This window comes from Pseudarthrobacter sp. N5 (assembly GCF_050157035.1).
In the GTDB taxonomy this organism is placed as follows: Bacteria; Actinomycetota; Actinomycetes; order Actinomycetales; family Micrococcaceae; genus Arthrobacter.
In genome coordinates this window covers 2,372,054-2,391,408 of sequence record NZ_CP189593.1, presented here as the reverse complement: position 1 = coordinate 2,391,408, position 19,355 = coordinate 2,372,054, and the positions used below count along the sequence as shown (strand labels likewise).

Annotated in this window: 16 protein-coding genes; 9 read left to right on the top strand and 7 right to left on the bottom strand. The window is 64.2% G+C overall.

The window, feature by feature from the left end:
* The first annotated feature begins 17 nt into the window (after positions 1 to 17).
* Positions 18 to 2,411 (top strand): RelA/SpoT family protein, encoded by a 2,394-nt coding sequence (locus ACQCST_RS11470; protein WP_426995913.1) that lies wholly within the window; start codon positions 18 to 20, stop codon positions 2,409 to 2,411.
* Positions 2,412 to 3,155: 744 nt separating this feature from the next.
* Here the strand turns inward: ACQCST_RS11470 and ACQCST_RS11465 are convergent.
* Both ACQCST_RS11465 and ACQCST_RS11460 read right to left on the bottom strand, forming a co-directional pair.
* Complete coding sequence (locus ACQCST_RS11465; protein WP_426995912.1) at positions 3,156 to 4,772, bottom strand: DUF349 domain-containing protein; 1,617 nt, start codon at positions 4,770 to 4,772, stop codon at positions 3,156 to 3,158.
* Positions 4,773 to 4,842: 70 nt separating this feature from the next.
* Positions 4,843 to 5,649: a peptidylprolyl isomerase gene (locus ACQCST_RS11460; protein ID WP_426995911.1), complete on the bottom strand. Its 807-nt coding sequence runs from the start codon at positions 5,647 to 5,649 to the stop codon at positions 4,843 to 4,845.
* 242 nt (positions 5,650 to 5,891) lie between these two features.
* On the opposite strand from ACQCST_RS11460, the gene hisS reads away from it, so the two are divergent.
* A complete protein-coding gene (gene hisS, locus ACQCST_RS11455) occupies positions 5,892 to 7,250 on the top strand; it encodes a histidine--tRNA ligase (RefSeq protein WP_426995910.1) in 1,359 nt (452 codons plus the stop codon).
* 57 nt (positions 7,251 to 7,307) lie between these two features.
* On the opposite strand, the gene ACQCST_RS11450 is transcribed toward hisS, so the two are convergent.
* A complete protein-coding gene (locus ACQCST_RS11450; protein WP_426995909.1) occupies positions 7,308 to 8,573 on the bottom strand; it encodes an APC family permease in 1,266 nt (421 codons plus the stop codon).
* Between the two features lie 113 nt (positions 8,574 to 8,686).
* Here ACQCST_RS11450 and aspS point away from each other — a divergent pair, with 113 nt between their 5' ends.
* Positions 8,687 to 10,459 (top strand): aspartate--tRNA ligase, encoded by a 1,773-nt coding sequence (aspS, locus tag ACQCST_RS11445; protein WP_426995908.1) that lies wholly within the window; start codon positions 8,687 to 8,689, stop codon positions 10,457 to 10,459.
* A 108-nt stretch (positions 10,460 to 10,567) separates the two neighbouring features.
* Positions 10,568 to 11,356 (top strand): GNAT family N-acetyltransferase, encoded by a 789-nt coding sequence (locus ACQCST_RS11440; RefSeq protein ID WP_426995907.1) that lies wholly within the window; start codon positions 10,568 to 10,570, stop codon positions 11,354 to 11,356.
* Between the two features lie 44 nt (positions 11,357 to 11,400).
* Here the strand turns inward: ACQCST_RS11440 and ACQCST_RS11435 are convergent, their stop codons facing one another.
* The 4 genes from ACQCST_RS11435 to ACQCST_RS11420 all read right to left on the bottom strand — a co-directional run bounded on the left by ACQCST_RS11435 (position 11,401) and on the right by ACQCST_RS11420 (position 13,084).
* Positions 11,401 to 11,583, bottom strand: coding sequence for a hypothetical protein (locus tag ACQCST_RS11435; RefSeq protein ID WP_426995906.1), 183 nt, complete (start codon positions 11,581 to 11,583; stop codon positions 11,401 to 11,403).
* Positions 11,583 to 11,837 (bottom strand): hypothetical protein, encoded by a 255-nt coding sequence (locus tag ACQCST_RS11430; RefSeq protein ID WP_426995905.1) that lies wholly within the window; start codon positions 11,835 to 11,837, stop codon positions 11,583 to 11,585. The genes ACQCST_RS11435 and ACQCST_RS11430 overlap by 1 nt, the downstream gene beginning before the upstream one ends.
* Positions 11,838 to 12,013: 176 nt before the next feature.
* Entirely contained in the window at positions 12,014 to 12,280 is a 267-nt protein-coding gene (locus ACQCST_RS11425; protein WP_426995904.1) for a hypothetical protein, read from the bottom strand.
* Positions 12,281 to 12,424: 144 nt separating this feature from the next.
* Positions 12,425 to 13,084: an acVLRF1 family peptidyl-tRNA hydrolase gene (locus ACQCST_RS11420; RefSeq protein ID WP_426995903.1), complete on the bottom strand. Its 660-nt coding sequence runs from the start codon at positions 13,082 to 13,084 to the stop codon at positions 12,425 to 12,427.
* An 89-nt stretch (positions 13,085 to 13,173) separates the two neighbouring features.
* Between ACQCST_RS11420 and ACQCST_RS11415 the strand changes: the two genes are divergently transcribed.
* The 5 genes from ACQCST_RS11415 to alaS all read left to right on the top strand — a co-directional run bounded on the left by ACQCST_RS11415 (position 13,174) and on the right by alaS (position 19,350).
* Positions 13,174 to 14,589: a replication-associated recombination protein A gene (locus ACQCST_RS11415; RefSeq protein WP_426995902.1), complete on the top strand. Its 1,416-nt coding sequence runs from the start codon at positions 13,174 to 13,176 to the stop codon at positions 14,587 to 14,589.
* Between the two features lie 568 nt (positions 14,590 to 15,157).
* Positions 15,158 to 15,784, top strand: a complete 627-nt coding sequence (gene rpsD / locus ACQCST_RS11410) for a 30S ribosomal protein S4 (RefSeq protein ID WP_426995901.1) — start codon at positions 15,158 to 15,160, stop codon at positions 15,782 to 15,784.
* A gap of 146 nt (positions 15,785 to 15,930) precedes the next feature.
* Positions 15,931 to 16,305, top strand: coding sequence for a DUF948 domain-containing protein (locus ACQCST_RS11405; RefSeq protein ID WP_426995900.1), 375 nt, complete (start codon positions 15,931 to 15,933; stop codon positions 16,303 to 16,305).
* A gap of 19 nt (positions 16,306 to 16,324) precedes the next feature.
* Positions 16,325 to 16,555 (top strand): DUF6167 family protein, encoded by a 231-nt coding sequence (locus tag ACQCST_RS11400; protein WP_426995899.1) that lies wholly within the window; start codon positions 16,325 to 16,327, stop codon positions 16,553 to 16,555.
* 116 nt (positions 16,556 to 16,671) lie between these two features.
* A complete protein-coding gene (alaS, locus tag ACQCST_RS11395; protein WP_426995898.1) occupies positions 16,672 to 19,350 on the top strand; it encodes an alanine--tRNA ligase in 2,679 nt (892 codons plus the stop codon).
* The last annotated feature ends 5 nt before the right edge of the window (positions 19,351 to 19,355 follow it).

The window sequence follows — 19,355 nt, the reverse complement described above, 5'->3', positions numbered from 1 at the left end:
TCGTAAGGGGTGCTGCATTGGAAGAACGTTCGACGTCGGCGCCGACGACAGGCGGGGACGATGCCCACGGTCAGGGTCCGCAGGCTGGGCTCGTAGCTGCCGGACGCCCTGGACCGGGAATACCGGTGGACAATTCCGGTGCGCGTGCTACATTCCCGGGGCGGCGTGAACGCACCAGGTCCCGGCTGGCACGGCTGACGGGGCGGGGGGCGGCCCCCTATTCGCCCATCCTTGAACCCCTGCTCCGGACTGTGCGCGTCAACAATCCCAAAGAGGATTTTGATCTCATCCAGCGCGCGTTTGTGGTGGCGGAACAAAGCCACCGCGGGCAGAAACGCAAGAGCGGTGATCCGTACATCACCCATCCAGTGGCAGTCGCGACCATTCTTGCGGAACTCGGTCTCTCCGGCACCACCCTGGCGGCGGCACTGTTGCATGACACGGTGGAGGACACGCCGTACACACTGGCCAACCTGACAGCGGAATTCGGTCCGGAAGTCGCCATGCTGGTGGATGGTGTCACCAAACTGGACAAAGTCAGCTTTGGCGAGGCGGCCCAGTCGGAGACCGTCCGTAAGATGGTTGTGGCAATGGCCAAGGACATCCGCGTGCTGATGATCAAGCTCGCAGACAGGCTTCACAACGCCAGGACATGGCGCTTTGTTTCAGCGGAGTCCTCAGCCCGGAAAGCCCGCGAGACCCTGGAGATTTTTGCGCCGCTGGCCCACCGGCTGGGAATGAACACCATCAAGTGGGAACTCGAGGATCTCTCCTTCGCGGCCCTGTATCCGAAGGTCTATGAAGAGATTGTCCGGATGGTTGGGGACCGGACTCCGGAGCGGGAAAAGAGCCTGAGCGTCATCCGCGACCAGATCACCGATGACCTGCGAGTGGCCAAGATCAAGGCGACCATTTCCGGACGGCCCAAGCACTACTACTCGATTTACCAGAAGATGATCGTCCGCGACAAGGACTTTGACGACATCAATGACCTAATGGGCGTGCGTGTTCTGGTGGACTCGGTCCGGGACTGTTACGCGGCCCTGGGTGCCATGCATTCGCGCTGGAATCCTCTTCCGGGGCGGTTCAAGGACTACATCGCCATGCCCAAGTTCAACATGTACCAGTCGTTGCACACCACGGTGATCGGACCGGGCGGCAAGCCGGTGGAGATCCAGATCCGTACCCACGAAATGCACCGGCGGGCGGAGTACGGTGTTGCGGCTCACTGGAAGTACAAGGACCAGCCCAACAGGACGGCTGCTGGACCGGGCAGCCGCCGGGAGGGGGAAATGGGGTGGCTGCGATCCCTGGTGGACTGGCAGCAGGAGACCTCGGACCCCGGCGAGTTCCTGGATTCGCTGCGCTACGAGATCAATGCCAGGGAAGTGTTCGTTTTCACGCCCAAGGGCGAGGTCATGGCGCTGCCCGCAGGTTCAACGCCGGTGGACTTTGCCTACGCTGTTCACACGGAGGTGGGCCACCGTACGATCGGTGCCCGGGTGAACGGAAAGCTGGTGCCGCTGAACAGCGAGCTGAACCACGGCGACTGGGTGGAAATCTTCACTTCCAAGGCTGAAGGGGCCGGCCCCAGCCAGGATTGGCAGCACTTCGTCAAGAGTGCCCGCGCCCGCAATAAGATCCGCCAATGGTTCAGCAAGGAACGGCGCGACGAGGCCATCGACCGCGGTAAAGAGTTGCTGACCCGCGCCATGCGGAAGCAGAACATGCCACTGCAGCGGCTGATGACCCATGACGCCCTGGCCGCAGTAGCCGAGGACTTCAAATATGTGGATATTTCCGGCCTCTATGCCGGTGTTGGCGATGGCCACACCTCGGCGCAGTCCGTTATGGAGAAACTGGTTGAAAGCCTGGGCGGCAATGATCGCCCGGAAGACGACCTTGCCGAAGTCAGCATTCCAACGCAGGTCAGCAAAACACGGTTCTCCGATTCCGGTGTTGTTGTCCGCGGTGTGGGTGACGTCTGGGTCAAGCTGGCCCGCTGTTGCACGCCGGTACCCCCGGACCCCATCCTGGGCTTTGTCACGAGGGGCTCGGGAGTCTCGGTCCACCGGACGGACTGTACAAATGTCTCCGATCTGAAGGATCAGCCGGACCGGATCGTAGACGTCGATTGGGCACCTACGCAGTCCAGCGTGTTCCTCGTCGAAATTCAGGTGGAGGCGTTGGACCGGAAGTCCCTGCTGTCGGATGTTACGCGGATTCTCTCAGAGAACCACGTCAACATTCTCGCCGCCAGCGTCCACACGTCAACTGACCGTGTGGCCATCTCCAAATTTGCTTTCGAGATGGGCGACCCCAAATACCTCAGCCATGTACTGAGCGCCGTTAGGCGGATTGATGGCGTGTTCGATGTCTACCGCACCACCGGCAACCGGCGCCGAAGCTAGGAGAGCCAGTTTTTCCAGCGCGGCCCTTTTGTGGGGTATCCGGGGTGTGGACTCGATCGCCAACGTGAGAAGCCGCAGGCGGACGTCCAGTTCCGGCCGCGCCAACAGCTCCCGCAGTGCCGGTACGGCACGTACGGGTTCCACGTGCAGTGCGATGTCGACGGCGGTCCTCAGCGGGCTGGAAACCATCAGGCCGCCGAGGCTGACGACGTCAAACGGGCCCAGCCTGACCTCGTGGAGCGTGCAGCCGCGGGTGGACCGTAGGCTGGAGATCCGGCGTTTGGAATCGACCAGAAGGGCCAGCCTGTCCGGTTCCCGTGCGCATCCGTAGATCCATGCGGCCGTCATCCTCCCCGCCACAACCCGCTGCCGGATGGAAGGCGGCACAGCAAACGCCGCCGCCCGGGCACGGAGCTGTGGCGTGGCAGCAGCTCCGGGAACGGTGTAACCACGCTGGTACAGCTGAGTCAGCACGCCGTCGGATGCCATGGACTGAAGCTCGGGCCAGGAGAACATCTGTCCCGGCGCGTAGAGATCCATGTGCTGCGCAGGACGTTCAGTGCCAGGGAGTGGACGCGCTCCAGGCGGGTCGGATGGTGCCGGGTGCCGGGACGTGGTTGCCATTCAGCAATCTTGCCGTCATGGCGGCTAACGAGTACAGGCCCTGCACCGGATATGTGGAAAACCGGAACAGGGCCTGTCTAGTCAGCAGCAGCTACGGGCCAAAATGACAGCCCCGGCAGCCTACGAGAGTTCGCTGGCTGAACGCTGAATCTGGTCCAGCCATGCCTGACGGGCGTCGAGGGCATCCTGCGCAGCTTTGATCTTGCGCTGGTCACCCGCCTTCTCCGCCTTGGCCAGATCGTCCTTAAGCCCGGCGATTGCCGATTCCAGCTGGGACAGGGCGCTGTTGGTTCGCGCCTTGGTCTCAGGATTGGAGCGCTGCCAGACTTGGTCTTCGGCGTGGTGGACGGCGTCCTCCACTTTGCGGAGACCGGCTTCGATGCGTCCCATGTCGGCACGCGGCACTTTTCCGGCTTCTTCCCAGCGGTCTCGGATGGACTGGAGAGACTTCTTGGCGCTGGCCAGGTCCTTGATCGGCAGCAGTGTGTTGGCCTCGACAAGAAGAGCTTCCTTGACCGTCAGGTTCGCCGAGTATTCCTGGTCGATTTCGTCGTTGGCAGCCTGGCGCGAGGTGAAAAAGACATCCTGTGCGGCCCGGAAGCGTGCCCAGAGCGCGTCATCGTCCTTGCGGCTGGCACGCGGTGAGGCCTTCCACTCATCCATCAGACGGCGGTATTCGCCGGCTGCGAAACCCCAGTCGGTGGAGGAAGACAGCGCCTCTGCCTCGGTGATGAGCTTTTCCTTGGCCGACTTGGCAGCAGAGTTGTTGCTGTCCAGCTGGGAGAAATACGCCCGCCGGTGACGGTCAAAGACGGTGCGGGCGGCGCGGAAGCGCTTCCACAGAGCGTCCTCGTTGCTCCGGCCAAGGCGGACGCCGCTCTTCTGGGCAATTTTCCAGGTTTCGAAGAGTTCATTCATCCGCGCACTGGATGTCTTCCACTGGATCTGCGAGGGGTCGTGTCCGGAGATCTCCTCGGCCTCGGAAACGATCGCTTCCCGTGCAGCGAGTTCTGCTGTGCGGATGGCGTCGTGTTCTGTCTTCTCCGCCTTTTCAAGAGCCGTGATCTGCCCCGACAGGGTCTCCAGCCGGGCTTCTGCTGAGCGGATATCGCCCACCATGTTCCGCTCGGCCAACTGTTCGCGCAGATGGGAGACGGTTTTCTGCATGTCAGTGCTGGGTGCTTTGGAGCCTACGCGCTGCTCCAGCAGGAGGATCTGCGCCACAACGTCGTCGTACTTGCGGGCGAAGTAGCCCAAAGCCTCGTCGTTGCTGACGTCAGGGTACTGGCCCACGGGGTGCTCTTCGCCGTCGATGGTGAGGAAGACGTGGCCGTCGCCTTCAACCCGGCCCCAGCGGGCTGCTTCGGCCAGCGAGGTGGCGGATGGCACAGCTGCCGGTGCCGGCGTTGGCGCCGAAGCGTTCGATTTGGGCCGTGCGGCGAAGGCCGCCGGTGAAGGGACAGCCGGGCGCGGAGCCGGAACCGGCTTCGGTGCGGAAGGTGCCGGGGTGGTTGCCACGGTAGCCTCCGGGGCCGCTTCGGGAAGCGTCTCCGCCATCTCCGGTGTCTCGTCGGTGCGGGTCTCTTCTTCAGCCGGAGCTGCGGTAGCCGCTGCTGGTGCTGCATCGCTTTCAGTAGCTGGGCTTTCAGCTGCTGCCTCCGGGGTGGCGCCCGTGGGGGCCTCACTGCCGGTCAGGTTGGCTGCTGCTGTTTCGTCGGATTTCTGACTGTCTGTCACCGCTAAAAGTCTTTCGCTTGGAGGGAACTGCTCAGGTAATGCACCCGGGGCCTCAACGGCTTTGGGCTTGTTACTTCAGAGAGAACGAGTCTATCGTGACTGGTTCCGCAGGTGGGCCGTCGGTGGCGTTGCCACCTGTCTTAATACCTGCCGCGGCGATGTTCGTTACCACGTCCAGGCCTGACGTCACCTTGCCCACCACCGTATAGCCCCCGGCCGCATCGGCGGGTATTACGGTGTCTTTATAGACGATGAAGAACTGGGTCCCGTTACCGTTGGCGTTACCATCCGTCCTGGCCACGGCAATGGTTCCTGCCGGGTAGCTGTTGTCCGCCGGAGTGTTTTCCAGCGGTCCCCACGTGTAGTCCGTGCCCTTGGCGCCGTCGCCCGTCTTCTGCCCGCACTGCAAGACACTGAACGTTTCGCCGGTGGTCAGCCGGTGGCAGTCAATCCCGTTGTAGTAGCCCTCGTCGGCGAGTGATTTGAAGACGGCGGCGGCCTGCGGAGCTTTGCTGCCGTCCATCTCGACGGCCAGCGTCCCGCTGTTAAGTTTGAGTTCGCCGGTGAAGACCTTGCCTGCAGCGGTGTCCGGTGAGGGGATACGGGCGCCGTTGGTGGGGGCCGCCGATGGCGTGGCTGACGCCGACGGGCTGGTCAGTCCGGCTTCAGCCGCCGCAAATTCTTCTTCGCTGGGGTTTCCGGCGAACACAGTCAGCTGAAGAACGACGGCGAGGATTACCGCCGCTGTGCCGGCACCTGCGGCAATGAGGTTGTCTCTCTTGCGTCGCTTCTCCTGCCCCCGGCGCAGCTCGCGTTTCGCTTCCATCTGCTGGATGCGCCGCTTGGCTTCGCGGGCACCGCGTAAACTGGCAGCCAAAATTCCTCCTGGTGGTAGGGCCGGGCACCGGATCGCGCATGTGGCGGGGCCGGTGCTCGGCTGCAATGCGGCAGTGCCGGATGCCGGCAGCCGCCCTATTAGAGATGCGGGCGGCGAAAGCATAAACTGACTGCCGCACATAGTTTATGCATGACTGGCTGTACTCCCGCCCATGCCGCCCCGTCGCGGGCGGAATAACGGTCCGGACGCCGGACATTGCCTACCTGAGGAGAAACTCCACCATGGCACGCACCGCCTCCCTGTCCGGATTCCCCGAGTGGCTTCCCGAAGAGCGGCTGGTGGAGCTGCATGTGCTGGACACATTGCGCCGGATTTTTGAACTGCATGGTTTCTCCTCGGTCGAAACGCGGGCGGTCGAAACCGTCGGACAGCTGCTGCGCAAGGGCGAGATCGACAAAGAGGTCTACGGGTTGAGCCGCCTCCAGGACGATGACGGGAGCGCCCCGGATCCGTCTGGCAACGCGGCGAAGTCTGATCCGAACGCCTTGGCCCTGCACTTCGACCTGACAGTACCGTTTGCGCGATACGTGGTGGAAAACGCCGGCTACCTGGCATTTCCATTCCGCCGTTACCAGATCCAGAAGGTATGGCGTGGTGAGCGCCCGCAGGAGGGCCGCGCCCGGGAATTCACCCAGGCTGACATCGACATTGTGGGCGACGGCGAACTGCCGTTCCGCTACGACGTCGAGATCGCCCTGGTAATTGCAGAGGCCCTTGGCGAGCTGCCCATCCCGGACTTCCAGATGCGGATCAACAACCGCAAGCTCGCCGAAGGCTTCTACCGGGGGATCGGCCTGACGGACACGGCGGGCGTGCTGCGCAGCATCGACAAGCTCGAAAAGGTCGGCGCAGGAAAAGTCGCAGAACTGCTCAAGAGTGAACTCGGAGCCACCGATGAGCAGGCCGGACTGGCCCTGAAGCTGGCCAGAATCCGCACTGAAGACACCTCATTTGTGGCCCAGGTGCGCGCCCTCGGCATCAGCAACGAATTGCTCGAAGAGGGCCTCAATGAGCTCGAGCAGGTCATCGAGGCAGCAGTCCGGCGGGCTCCCGGCAAGGTTATTGCCGATCTCAGCATCGCCCGTGGTCTTGACTACTACACCGGCACCGTCGTCGAAACGGTCCTTGTGGGGCACGAACAGCTCGGTTCCATTTGCTCCGGTGGCCGCTACGATGCCCTCGCCAGCAAGGGTAACCGCACGTTCCCCGGCGTCGGGCTTTCCATCGGTGTGACGCGCCTGGTCTCCCGGATCCTTAGCCAGGAACTCGCCAGGGCCTCCCGTTCAGTGCCCACGGCTGTGCTCGTGGCCTTGAACACTGATGACAGCTGGACGGCCGCACAGGACGTCGCTGGCCTACTGCGCCGGCGCGGCATCTCCACTGAGGTGGCTGCCAAAGCTGAGAAGTTCGGCAAGCAGATCAAATTTGCCGACCGCCGAGGGATCCCCTTTGTCTGGTTCACAGACGATGACGGCAGGCACCAGGTGAAGGACATCCGCACAGGTGAGCAAATCGATGCAGACCCGTCACTCTGGTCGCCGCCCGCGGAGGATCTGACGGTCCAGATCAGTTCCGTCTAAGTCCAGGACTGTTCTGTATCAGGTGCCCTGCGGGTCACATATCAGGCGCCCTGCGGGTCAGCGGGCTGTGGCCGTTTGAGGCTTCCGTAGGCGGAGCGCCAGCCACCGTCCGGCCACGCCTGAGGCAAGCACAAAGATCATGCCCAGCACCGATGCGGGAGGCAGCGTCACGGCCAGGATGAGACAACCAGCCAGTCCCGTGGCATTGAGCCATTTGGGGGCGCTCCCCGGCCGTTCGGCCAGGGTGAAAGCTGCGGCGTTGGTCACCGCGTAGTAGAGCAGCACACCGAAGCTTGAGAAACCCACAACCGTCATGACATCAGCGGTAAGCAGCAGCACGATCACCACTGCGGCCACCGTCAGTTCCGCCACAAACGGCACCGTGTGCGGACCGCCAACGCGTGCCAGGGCCGTGGGAAGATCGCGCTCCCGTGCCATGGCCATGGTTGTCCGGCCCACGCCCGTGATCAGAGCCAGGAGTGCGCCAAGGCAGGCGGCGGCAGCCCCGGCCTGGACCAGCGGGGTGCCGGCTCTGAACTGCGAGTGAGTGACGGCTTCGAGGAGCGGCGACGCCGATTCGGCTAGCTGCGAAGGTGAGAGATGGGACAGCAGCAGCAGCGCCAGCACAACGTAGATAGCAAAGGCGGCCGCGAGTGCGGCCATAATGGCGCGGGGGATTGTCCTGGTGGGGTTCTTGACCTCTTCGCCCAGCGTGGCGATGCGGGCATATCCCGCGAAGGCGAAAAACATCAGGCCAGCGGCAGGCAAGATCCCCCACGCGCTCCCTACCGGCGCTCCACCGGGGCTGCTCCCCGCCGGATGGGGGCCGATGATGCTGGCGGCGGCCACAAAGGCCAGCGTAGCCAGGACCAGCCCCAGGAGAATCCGCGTCAGCAGCGCGGTCCGGGTGATTCCCAGCAGATTGACGCCTGTCAGCACAGCCACGGCGGCGATGGCAACCGCTGTGGCGTAGTCGGGCGCCACGTAGTGGCCGAACGTCAGCGCCATGGCCGCGCAGGACGCTGTTTTTCCGGTGACGAAGCCCCAACCGGCGATGAATCCGGGCCACTCGCCCAGCTGTTTCCTGCCGTACACGTAGCTGCCGCCGCTCGCCGGATACCTGGCTGCGAGCTGGGCCGAGGCCACGGCGTTGCAGTAGGCGACGGCGCCGGCAATCACTACAGAAACCATCAGCAGGTTTCCGGCAAGGGCGGTGGCCGGGCTGAAAACAACGAACACGCCGGCGCCCAGCATGGATCCGAGTCCGATGGCCGTGGCGTCCCACACACCGAGCCTTCGTTGGAGTTGCTGGTGCTGTGTCATGGCGGAGCGGGGGCCTTTCCAACGGGTAAACTCGAACGGGATCGTTCCCGCAACGATCCTATTTAACGTCATTCTGTTGAACGTCATTCTGTCTTCTTTCTGAAAGGTATGCTGTGCTGCGCACACATGACCTCGGGTCCCTTGGCTCCGAGCACATTGGACAAACCGTTACCCTGGCAGGTTGGGTAGGCCGTCGTCGTGATCACGGTGGTGTCGCATTCGTGGATCTGCGTGACGCTTCGGGCGTCGCTCAGGTTGTGGTGCGCGAGGAGGAGGTTTTCCATGGTCTCCGCAACGAGTACGTGCTGCAGATCACGGGAACAGTCTCCAAGCGTCCTGACGGAAATGAAAACCCGGCTCTGGCCACCGGTGAGATCGAAGTCATGGCGGACACCGTGACCGTTCTGAACACCTCTGAGCCACTGCCGTTCCAGATCGACGAGCACGTTGAAGTGGGCGAGGAAGCCCGCCTCAAGCACCGCTACCTGGATCTGCGCCGCCCCGGCCCCAGCCGAAACATGCGGCTGCGCTCCGAAGCCAACCGGGTGGCCCGCGAGCTGCTGCACCAGGACGGTTTTGTAGAGATCGAGACTCCCACGCTGACCCGCTCGACGCCGGAAGGCGCCCGCGACTTTGTGGTCCCCGCGCGTCTGGCACCGGGTTCCTGGTATGCCCTCCCGCAGTCACCGCAGCTTTTCAAGCAGCTGCTGCAGGTGGGCGGCTTCGAGAAGTACTACCAGATTGCCCGCTGCTACCGGGATGAGGACTTCCGCGCAGACCGCCAGCCGGAATTCACCCAACTGGACATTGAAGCGAGCTTCGTGGAGCAGGATGACATCATCAGCCTCGGCGAAAAAATCGTCAAGGCGCTGTGGAAGCTGATCGACGTCGAGATCCCCACACCCATCCAGCGGATTACCTACGCGGACGCCATGGCCAGGTACGGTTCGGACAAGCCGGACCTGAGGTTCGGCCTGGAGCTGACCGAGCTGACCGAATTCTTCAAGGACACCAACTTCGGCGTGTTCAAGGCCCCCTACGTGGGAGCTGTGGTGATGCCCGGTGGGGCCTCCCAGCCGCGCCGCACCCTGGACGGCTGGCAGGAGTTCGCCAAGCAGCGTGGGTACAAGGGACTGGCCTACGTCCTCTTCAAAGAAGACTGTGAACTGGCCGGCCCCGTGGCCAAGAACCTCACTGACACAGAACGTGCCGGGCTGGCCGACGCCGTCGGCGCCAAGCCTGGCGACTGCATCTTCTTCGCCGCGGGGGAGAAGCCCGCTGCCCGTGCACTCCTGGGCGCAGCCCGGGTGGAGATCGGGCACCGCACCGGCCTGATCGATCCCAAGGACTGGGCCTTCGTCTGGGTTGTTGACGCACCCATGTTTGAGCCCGCCGCAGCCGCTGTCGCTTCCGGCGATGTGGCCGTGGGCGCAGGCCAGTGGACAGCAGTGCACCACGCCTTCACCTCGCCCAAGCCCGAGTTCATGGACAGCTTCGACAAGGACCCCGAGTCGGCGCTGTCCTACGCCTATGACATTGTCTGTAATGGCAACGAAATCGGCGGCGGCTCCATCCGTATCCACCAGCGCGACGTCCAGGAACGAGTGTTCGAGCTGATGGGACTCGACAAGGAAGACGCCCAGACCAAGTTCGGCTTCCTGCTTGAGGGCTTCAAGTTCGGCGCCCCGCCGCATGGCGGTATCGCTTTCGGCTGGGACCGGGTTGTTGCGCTTCTGGCTGGCGTCGAGTCCATCCGCGACGTCATTGCCTTCCCGAAGTCCGGCGGCGGCTACGACCCCCTGACGGCAGCGCCTGCGCCCATCACCGCCCAGCAGCGCAGGGAAGCCGGAGTGGATTTCAAGCCCGAGGCCAAGAAACCCGAATAGAACGCTGAGCCGGCCAGCCCCGGGTCAGCGAATCAGAAGGGACACAGCAGCCTGGACACAAGGCTCCCCGGGAACCCCCGGGGAGCCTTTGCCGTAAAGGACAGAAGTATGGATAACCGGATGTCAGTTGCCGGGCTTGAGGTCTTGATGGACGCTGCATGGCCGGCGCCGGACCGCCACGACACAGGCGAGTGGGTACTCCGCTCTGCGTCCGGGGTGACCCAGCGGGCGAATTCGGTGTGGCCGCGTATGGAGTCGGCGGACACGGCAGCCGCGGCCAGGGAAGCAGCATTATGGTACCGGCAGCGCAGGCTGCCGGTGATCTACCAGATTTTCGACGACGTCCGCCACGGTGCGCTGAACGCGTTACTGGATGCTCAGGGCTTTACGAGACAATCGGAAACCCTCGTTATGGCGAAGCCAGCTTCCGCCGGCGATGTCCGGGCCGGCATCCCGCGGGCTGACGCCTCCGCCGTCGAACTTCTTGATCAGCCGTCAGCCGAATGGCTGACTCTGTGGTGGGGCATCAATGGCCGCGGCGGCGATCCGGAACGGGAGATAGCCCGCGGCATCCTGACGGGCTGCCCCTCGCTGTACGCCCTGGTGAGGGACGACGACGGCGGTGCAGCCGCCATCGGTCGTCTCGCCCTGGTTGACGGGCAAGGCGGGCTGTACTGCATGGCGACCCGGCCCGATGCCCGGCGGCGCGGCCATGCGGCCCGGATCATCCGGGTGCTGCTGGGCGAAGGTGCGGCCCGTGGTCTCGCCGGATACTGGCTGTTAGTGACGGTGGCCAATACTGCCGCCCGCGAGCTCTACCGCGCGGCAGGCTTCGTGGAGGCCGGCCGCTACGTGTACCGCCAGGCGCGCCCCACGAGAGCTCTGACAGGCTGCTGACCGCTGTCAGGGAATTCCGGGGCGCGCGCCGTGGCGGAGTCTGGCTATGGTTGCGGTACGTCCAAGGCAAGGCTGAATGCTTTCCGGCGTTGCAAGGGACCTGTATGGCCTGCGATCATCAGCTTCCTGTCTGTGATGCCCATCGCTGAAAAGTCCAGGTCCTGACCCTCCAGAGCATCGTGGCTGATGGATTCTTCCTGGAAATCACGGCCGTCTGCGCTCAGCATCAGCAAGGGCTTCCGGTGCCGCGGCTGGCCTGCTGCTGCCCGACCAGGAGGACTGAGCCGGTTCCCGCAGCCATGCTCAGTGGCTGGAAGCCGGCGCCTGCCTCGGGCAGTCCGGCCGCAGCCCCGTCCTTGCTGGTCCACTCCACGCCGTCCTTGCTATGGTGCAGCGTTATGGCCGTGCCAGTCCCGGAACCAACAGCCGAGGTGGCGAGGAGCCACCCCGGGTCGGCGCCGACCGCTGCGATTGGCCCCACCCCGGTCGAATGAAGATCGGCGCCGGCTGTAGCGTGAAGTTCCTGCCGTCCTCGCTCGTATATGCATAAACCTGGCGGTTGCGGTGGCCTAACAGCAGCCACTGATCTTTGCGGACAGCCGCCCGGCTGATGAGTTCCATTCCTGGATCGTGTTGCCCATCGAACTGCACCGGCTGCTAAGACTCGCCGCCATCGGATGAGTAGCTGGCGTGCCTCCCACCGGAATTCCGCGTCGAAATGTCCAGTATTGCCAGAACCTCGTCGCCGCGGCTGACCATTTCAGATATTGAACTGTTGTTCCGCTCTTCCGAAGCCAGCGTTGAATCGATGCCCTCTGCAAAAAATGACAGCCGCGTCTGATCCAGCCAGCCGCCGTCCGTGCAGGCTATGCAGAGAAGCGTCAGCGCGGCGAGTGCGGCTGCACGTCGTGTAGTTCGTTTCATCATTCATCCCCGGGACAGATGTTGGCGGGGAGGTCCACAGCGGTTCCCCCCAAGACAATGGGAGTTTAGGCAGGAAGTGGCGGTCTGCGCGGTCATCTTCCGGGTCCTGTGGAAAACTCGGCCGGAGATGGCGGTGATGTGCGGCTACGGCAAGGTATCCGTGACCCGGATCCTGATGGCGCAGATATCCGAGGACGCCTTCTTCAGGACCGCGGCGCGCGGATCCGGGACATCCAGGAACGCCAGCTGCGGCAGGACCGAATACTTCTTCAGCGCCGGTTCTGCGAGCACCAGCTCGGCGAGGGTGCGGTCCCCGCCCGGCGCGAGGTACTCGATACGGTGGCCAGCGAAAATCCTGGCCGCGTGGCCGGCCACGGCTTCCACCAGGGCATCCGCCTGGTTGACGCGCCGCCGGACAAAGCGCTGCTGCGACCAGCCGCCGGCAGCCGTGCGGGACTGAACATGCCGGGTGCCGGTCTTGGACGCCAGTACTGCGCCCTCGCTGGCCACAGCCACGGAATAGCCGCCCCGCCGGACCAGGATCAACGCGACAGAGCGCGTCTGGGATGCCAGCGAGGCTAGCCGTGACACGGGATCCCCGCCATGCCCCGGCCGTCCGTCCACCGGCCACGGCGGCTGGAGCAGCGCAACGGTCCCGTCCGCAGCGCGCAGCTGCAGACCGCCGTCGAGCTCCTCCTGCGTCAGTTCGCCGTGGCTCCCGGCGAACCGCTCCACCCAGCCCGGAAGCCGGACGCCGGAGACAAAAGCCACCCGTGAGGGCGCGCTGCCGTCAATGATTGCCATCGGTCGGAACTCCATTGCTCGTTGGTGCCGCCAGTTCGCCTGGCGCCGCCCGGTGATCCGCACCGGGAAACTAGAAGTAGCCTATCTATGTGGATGATCTCTTTGGCTCCGGGCCTGACAACGACGAAGCCGACGGCGACGCCGCAGAGTCCGTCGCAGGCAGGACCGCCGGCGGCCCCGCCTCTCCACGCAGCCCGCTGGCCGTCCGGATGCGGCCGCGGACGCTCGATGATGTGGTGGGACAACAGCACCTGCTGGGCCCGGGATCACCCCTGCGGCAGCTGGCCGCCGGCGCGGACGCCGCCGGCCCGGCGGGACCGAGCTCGCTGATTCTCTGGGGACCGCCCGGCACGGGCAAAACAACGCTGGCACACGTGATCGCCAAGGGTCCCGGCCGGAAGTTCATGGAACTCTCGGCCATTACCGCCGGGGTGAAGGACGTCCGCCGCGTGATGGAGGAGGCACTGACTGCCCGGGACCTCTATAAGACCACCACCGTGCTCTTCCTGGACGAGATCCACCGTTTCAACAAGGCGCAGCAGGACGCGCTGCTGCCCGGCGTAGAGAACCGCTGGGTGGTGCTCGTCGCGGCCACCACCGAAAACCCGTCATTCTCGGTTGTCTCGCCGCTGCTCTCGCGGTCCCTGCTGCTGACGTTGAGGCCACTCACCGACGCCGACATCGAGGGGCTTCTCGCGAAGGCCGTGACGGACGTCCGTGGCCTCAACAGCAAGGTCGAACTCAGCACCGATGCGATGGCCCACCTCGTCAGGCTCTCCGGCGGCGACGCACGGCGCGCCCTGACGGCCCTCGAAGCAGCGGCCGGGGTGGCATTCGGCGATGCGGACGACGCCGACGCCGGCACCGCCGTCGGTGTTGAGCTTCGCCACACCGAACGTGCCCTTGACGTGGCAGCCGTCCGCTACGACCGGGCAGGGGACCAGCACTATGACGTCGCCAGCGCCTTCATCAAATCAATCCGGGGCTCGGACGTGGACGCCGCCCTGCACTACCTGGCCCGCATGCTCGAAGCGGGGGAGGATCCCCGGTTCGTGGCACGCCGCATCGTCATCTCTGCGGCTGAGGATGTGGGTATGGCTGATCCAACGGCGCTCCAGACCGCGGTCGCTGCGGCCCAGGCCGTGCAGTTGATCGGCATGCCCGAAGGACGAATTGTCCTGGCCGAGGCCGTGGTCCACCTGGCCACTGCACCCAAGTCCAACGCCGCTTACCTGGGCATTAACAAGGCCATTGCAGACGTCAGGGCCGGGCTGGGAAACGGCATACCGGCCCCACTGCGCGATGCCCACTACCCGGGATCCAAGCAACTGGGCCATGGCCGGGGATACAAATATGCCCACGATGCACCGCATTCCGTGGCCACCCAGCAATACCCGCCCGATGACCTGGTGGGCCGCGACTACTACGAACCCACCGCCAACGGAGCCGAGCGGGATATTGCGGTACGGCTGGAACGGCTGCGCAAAATCATCCGCGGCAGCTGAGCCATCGCCTGCACTTGCCCCATCACGCCGCGGACGCCGACAATCGTCAACACGGCACCGATCAGCAGCGCCACCAGCATCAGGAGGAACAGCCGGGACCATTCCCGCTGCAGGCTCCAGGTGCGGGCCGGACTACCGGCCCCGTCATCGGGCACCGCCCGGGGACCCGGCTCGGGCCTTGACGGGCGCGGAACGTCCAGGACTCCACCCGGCGGCACAGACCGGGCAAACCCATCTTGCGCATCCATATGCTGTTGTCCTATGAGTTCAAGAGCCAACGTCCCTTGACACCCACGCACGGCTGTCCGGATCGGTGATCCGGCGATCCGGTGCTCCTAGGAGCACCGGATCGCAGAGCAACCGGCCTGTCCGGTGTCGGAGTCCGGGCGCGTGGTAAGATAGTTCGTTGTCTGGCAAGGCACGGACGCACAATCCACTCAATCCAGTACCTGATGCTGTTTTGTTTGGGCTATGCCCTGTGCCCAGTAGCAAAAGGCAGCGGTTGGCCGATGCTCTCCATCGTGGAGGCCAGTAACACTGACACACCGCAGATATTGGAAGGACACAAGTGGCTAACAACACTCGTGCTCGCCGTACAGCACGCCTCTCGCGTGCACTCGGCATTGCTCTTACCCCCAAGGCCGCCAAGTACATGGAGCGCCGCCCCTACGGCCCCGGCGAGCATGGCCGTGCCCGCAAGAAGCAGGACTCCGACTACGCCGTACGTCTGCGCGAAAAGCAGCGTCTGCGCGCCCAGTACGGCATCCGCGAAGCCCAGATGACCCGCGCCTTCGAAGAAGCGCGCCGCACCAAGGGCCTGACCGGCGAAAACCTGATCGAACTGCTCGAAATGCGTCTTGACGCCCTGGTGCTGCGTGCCGGCTTCGCCCGCACCATCGCCCAGGCCCGCCAGCTGGTTGTGCACCGCCACATCCTGGTTGACGGCATCCGCGTGGACCGCCCGTCCTTCCGTGTAGGCGAAGGCCAGCTGGTCCACGTACACAGCCGAAGCGAGTCCATGGTTCCGCTTCAGGTTGCAGCAGCCGGCGCACACCGCGACGTCCTGCCGATGGTTCCGGCCTACCTGGACGTGAAGCTTGACGCCCTGCAGGCACGCCTGGTCCGTCGCCCGAAGCGCTCCGAGGTTCCCGTAACCTGCGAAGAGCAGCTCGTCGTCGAATTCTACGCGCGCTAAATTTTCGGCAGCGTATACAAAGAAGCCCGTGGCAAGCGCCGCGGGCTTCTTTGTATGTAAGGTACTTGGGGGAGATCCGCAGGACGCAGGCAGGCTGCATTTGTGGGCAGGTATGGTTCCGCAGAGTTACAAGGAGATGAACGACTATGACTGGTGGCGATATTGCCGGCCTGATCGCGGCCGGGGTGTTTGCGCTCCTGGTGCTGCTGCTGGCCGTGCCGATCCTGAAACTCGGCCGCGTTCTGGATGAGGTGCGGACGTCCATCCGTTCCATCAGCGATGGCGCCACCCCGCTGTTGGACGAGGTGACGGCCACAGTTTCCACCACCAACCAGCAGCTGAAAAAAGTTGACGACATTGCCTCCAACGTCTCGGATGCCTCCGCAAACATCTCCGCACTGTCCTCGCTCATAGCCGCCACCGTAGGCTCGCCGCTCATCAAGGTAGCCGCGTTCAGCTACGGTGTGCGTTCTGCATTCGCAGCCCGCAAAAAGCCCGCCGCCGGCCGCCGCAGCCGCTGATACCCGCCGGAGAACCGAAATGAAACGAATTGTCTGGATGGGAATCGGCGTCGCAATCGGCGTCATCGCCTTCCGCAAGATCACCGAGGCGCAGTCCAACCTTGGCCCGGAAGGTCTGAACCGTGCGGTTGGCCGGCTGGCCGACGGCATCTACGACTTCACCGACGCAGTCCGGCATGGCATGCAGGAACGGGAAACCGATTTGCGGGCCGCACTTGGCATCGACTCCCAGGATGCCGTCCGGCGCTAGCCGGGAGAGAATCGAAATCCGGGGTTTCTGCACAGAACGCCCCTCCGGATGAACCACGGGAATGAATCTGTCACGCGAACAATCGCCGTGACCCAAGAAGGGTATGTAATCAGGTTATGAAGTCGCAGGAGATCTCAAAGCGCTGGGTGGACTTTTTTGTCAGCAAGGGCCACACGGCGGTTCCTTCCGCCTCGCTGGTGTCCAGCGACCCGTCCCTGCTGTTCACAGTTGCCGGCATGGTCCCTTTCATTCCTTACCTGACCGCGCGTGAAGAGGCTCCTTTCGCCCGCGCCACGAGTGTGCAGAAGTGTTTACGTACAGGGGACATCGAAGAGGTGGGCAAGACGGCCCGCCACGGCACGTTTTTCCAGATGTGCGGAAACTTCTCCTTTGGCGACTACTTCAAGGAAGACGCCATCAGGTTCGCCTGGGAGCTGCTGACTACGGCTGTTGACGAGGGCGGTTACGGCCTTCCGCCGGAGAAGCTGTGGGTGACGGTCTACCAGGAGGACGACGAAGCCGAGGAGCTCTGGCTGAAGAATACCGGCGTCCCGGCAGAACGTATCCAGCGCATGGGCAAGGCTGATAACTACTGGCACACGGGCCAGCCTGGCCCCGCCGGACCCTGCTCCGAGATCTATTATGACCGCGGTCCCGCCTACGGAGTTGAGGGCGGCCCGCTGGCAGATGAGAACCGCTATGTCGAGATCTGGAACCTTGTGTTTATGCAGTACCAGATCGATAATGTGCGCTCCAAGGAAGACTTCGACATCGTGGGTGAGCTGCCCAAAAAGAACATTGACACCGGATTGGGCATGGAACGGCTTGCCATGATCCTGCAGGGCGTCGAGAACATGTACGAGACCGATCAGGTCCGTCCCGTGATCGACAAGGCCGCCGCGCTGTCCGGTAAGGAGTACACCTCCGCCGAGACCGCCGCAGATCCGCACCACACCGATGATGTCCGGATGCGCGTTGTGGGCGACCACATCCGCTCCGCCCTGATGCTGATTGCGGATGGCGTGACCCCGTCCAACGAAGGCCGTGGCTATGTCCTGCGCCGCCTGATCCGGCGCGCTGTCCGCTCCATGCGTCTGCTCGGCGTCGAAAGAGCCTGCCTGCCGGATCTGCTGCCCGAGTCCCGTGACGCCATGAAGGGCGTCTACCCCATCGTGGAAACGGACTTCGACCGCATCAGCCGGATCGCCTACGCCGAAGAAAAGGCGTTCCTGCGGACCATCGCCTCCGGCACTGCCCGGCTTGAGGACGCCGTCACCGAATCCAAGGCTGCCGGCCAGCCGCTGTCCGGCGCCGATGCCTTCGCCCTGCACGACACCTACGGCTTTCCGATTGACCTCACCTTGGAGACGGCCGAGGAAGCCGGGCTCTCGGTGGATGAGCCGGAGTTCCGCAGGTTGATGCTCGAACAGCGCCAGCGCGCCCAGGCAGACGCCAAGGGCAAAAAGGGCGGACACGCGGACCTCAGCGCCTTCCAGGAGCTGCTGGCCGGTGGCGAGACCGTCTTCACGGGCTACACCGAGCTCGATGGCGAATCCCGCGTCCGCGGCTTGCTTAGCGGCGGCCGCAAGGTCGCGCAGGCTTCCACGGGCGATGAAATCGAGCTGGTCCTCGCGGAGACTCCGTTTTATGCCGAAGCCGGCGGCCAGTCGGCTGACACCGGCCTCATCACCGGTGACGGATTCGTCGTCGAGGTCCTCGACGTCCAGCGGCCCATCAAGGGCCTGAGCGTGCACAAGGCGATTGTCCGAGAAGGCGAAATCTCCTCGGACGCTGTGGTGCGCGCCGCCGTCGACCGTGAACGGCGCCATGCCGCCGAACAGGCGCACACCGGCACTCACATCGTGCACGCCGCCCTGCACCAGATTTTGGGCCCGGAAGCCACACAGCGCGGCTCATACAACAAGGCCGGGTACCTGCGCTTCGACTTCGCCTGGGGCGAAGGACTCAGCACTGCGGCGCGGTCCGAGATCGAGGAAGTCTCCAACATCGCTATCCGGAACAACTTCCGGGTGGACACCAAGGTGATGGGCCTGGCTGAGGCCAAGGCACTGGGCGCCATGGCTCTTTTCGGTGAGAACTACGGCAAGGAAGTCCGTGTTGTGGAGATCGACGGCGCGTGGTCGCGTGAGCTCTGCGGCGGCACCCACGTTGCCAACACCTCCCTGATCGGCAGCCTGTCGCTGCTGGGCGAGCAGTCCGTCGGATCAGGGAACCGACGAGTTGAAGCCTTCGTTGGCATGGATGCTTTCCGCCATCTGGCAGCAGAACGTGCGCTGGTCACCGAGCTGACGGAAATGCTGAAGGTTCCCTCCGGATTGCTGGCGGACCGGATCGCCACCACGCTGACGAAGCTGAAGACCGCGGAAAAGGAGCTGGACCGGCTTCGCAAGGACCAGCTCGCCGCCACCGCGGCCCGGTTGGTGGGAACGGCCCGGGACGCGGCCGGAGTCAGCGTCATTGCGCACGACGCCGGACAGATCAGTGGCGCTGATGACCTCCGCGGACTGGCCATGGACCTGCGGAATCGCCTCGGAACAGCAGCGTCCACCGTTGTGGTGGCCGGGGTAAGCAATGACCGCCCGGTGATACTCGTGGCGACGAATGAAGGCGCACGCGACGCCGGAGTCAAGGCCGGTGCGCTTGTCCGTCTCGCAGCCGGCATCCTCGGCGGTGGCGGTGGTGGAAAGGACGATGTCGCACAGGGCGGCGGCACCGACGCCAGCAAGGTCGCAGCGGCGCTGACCGCCGTCGTGGATGCCGTCAACCGGCGATAACCGCA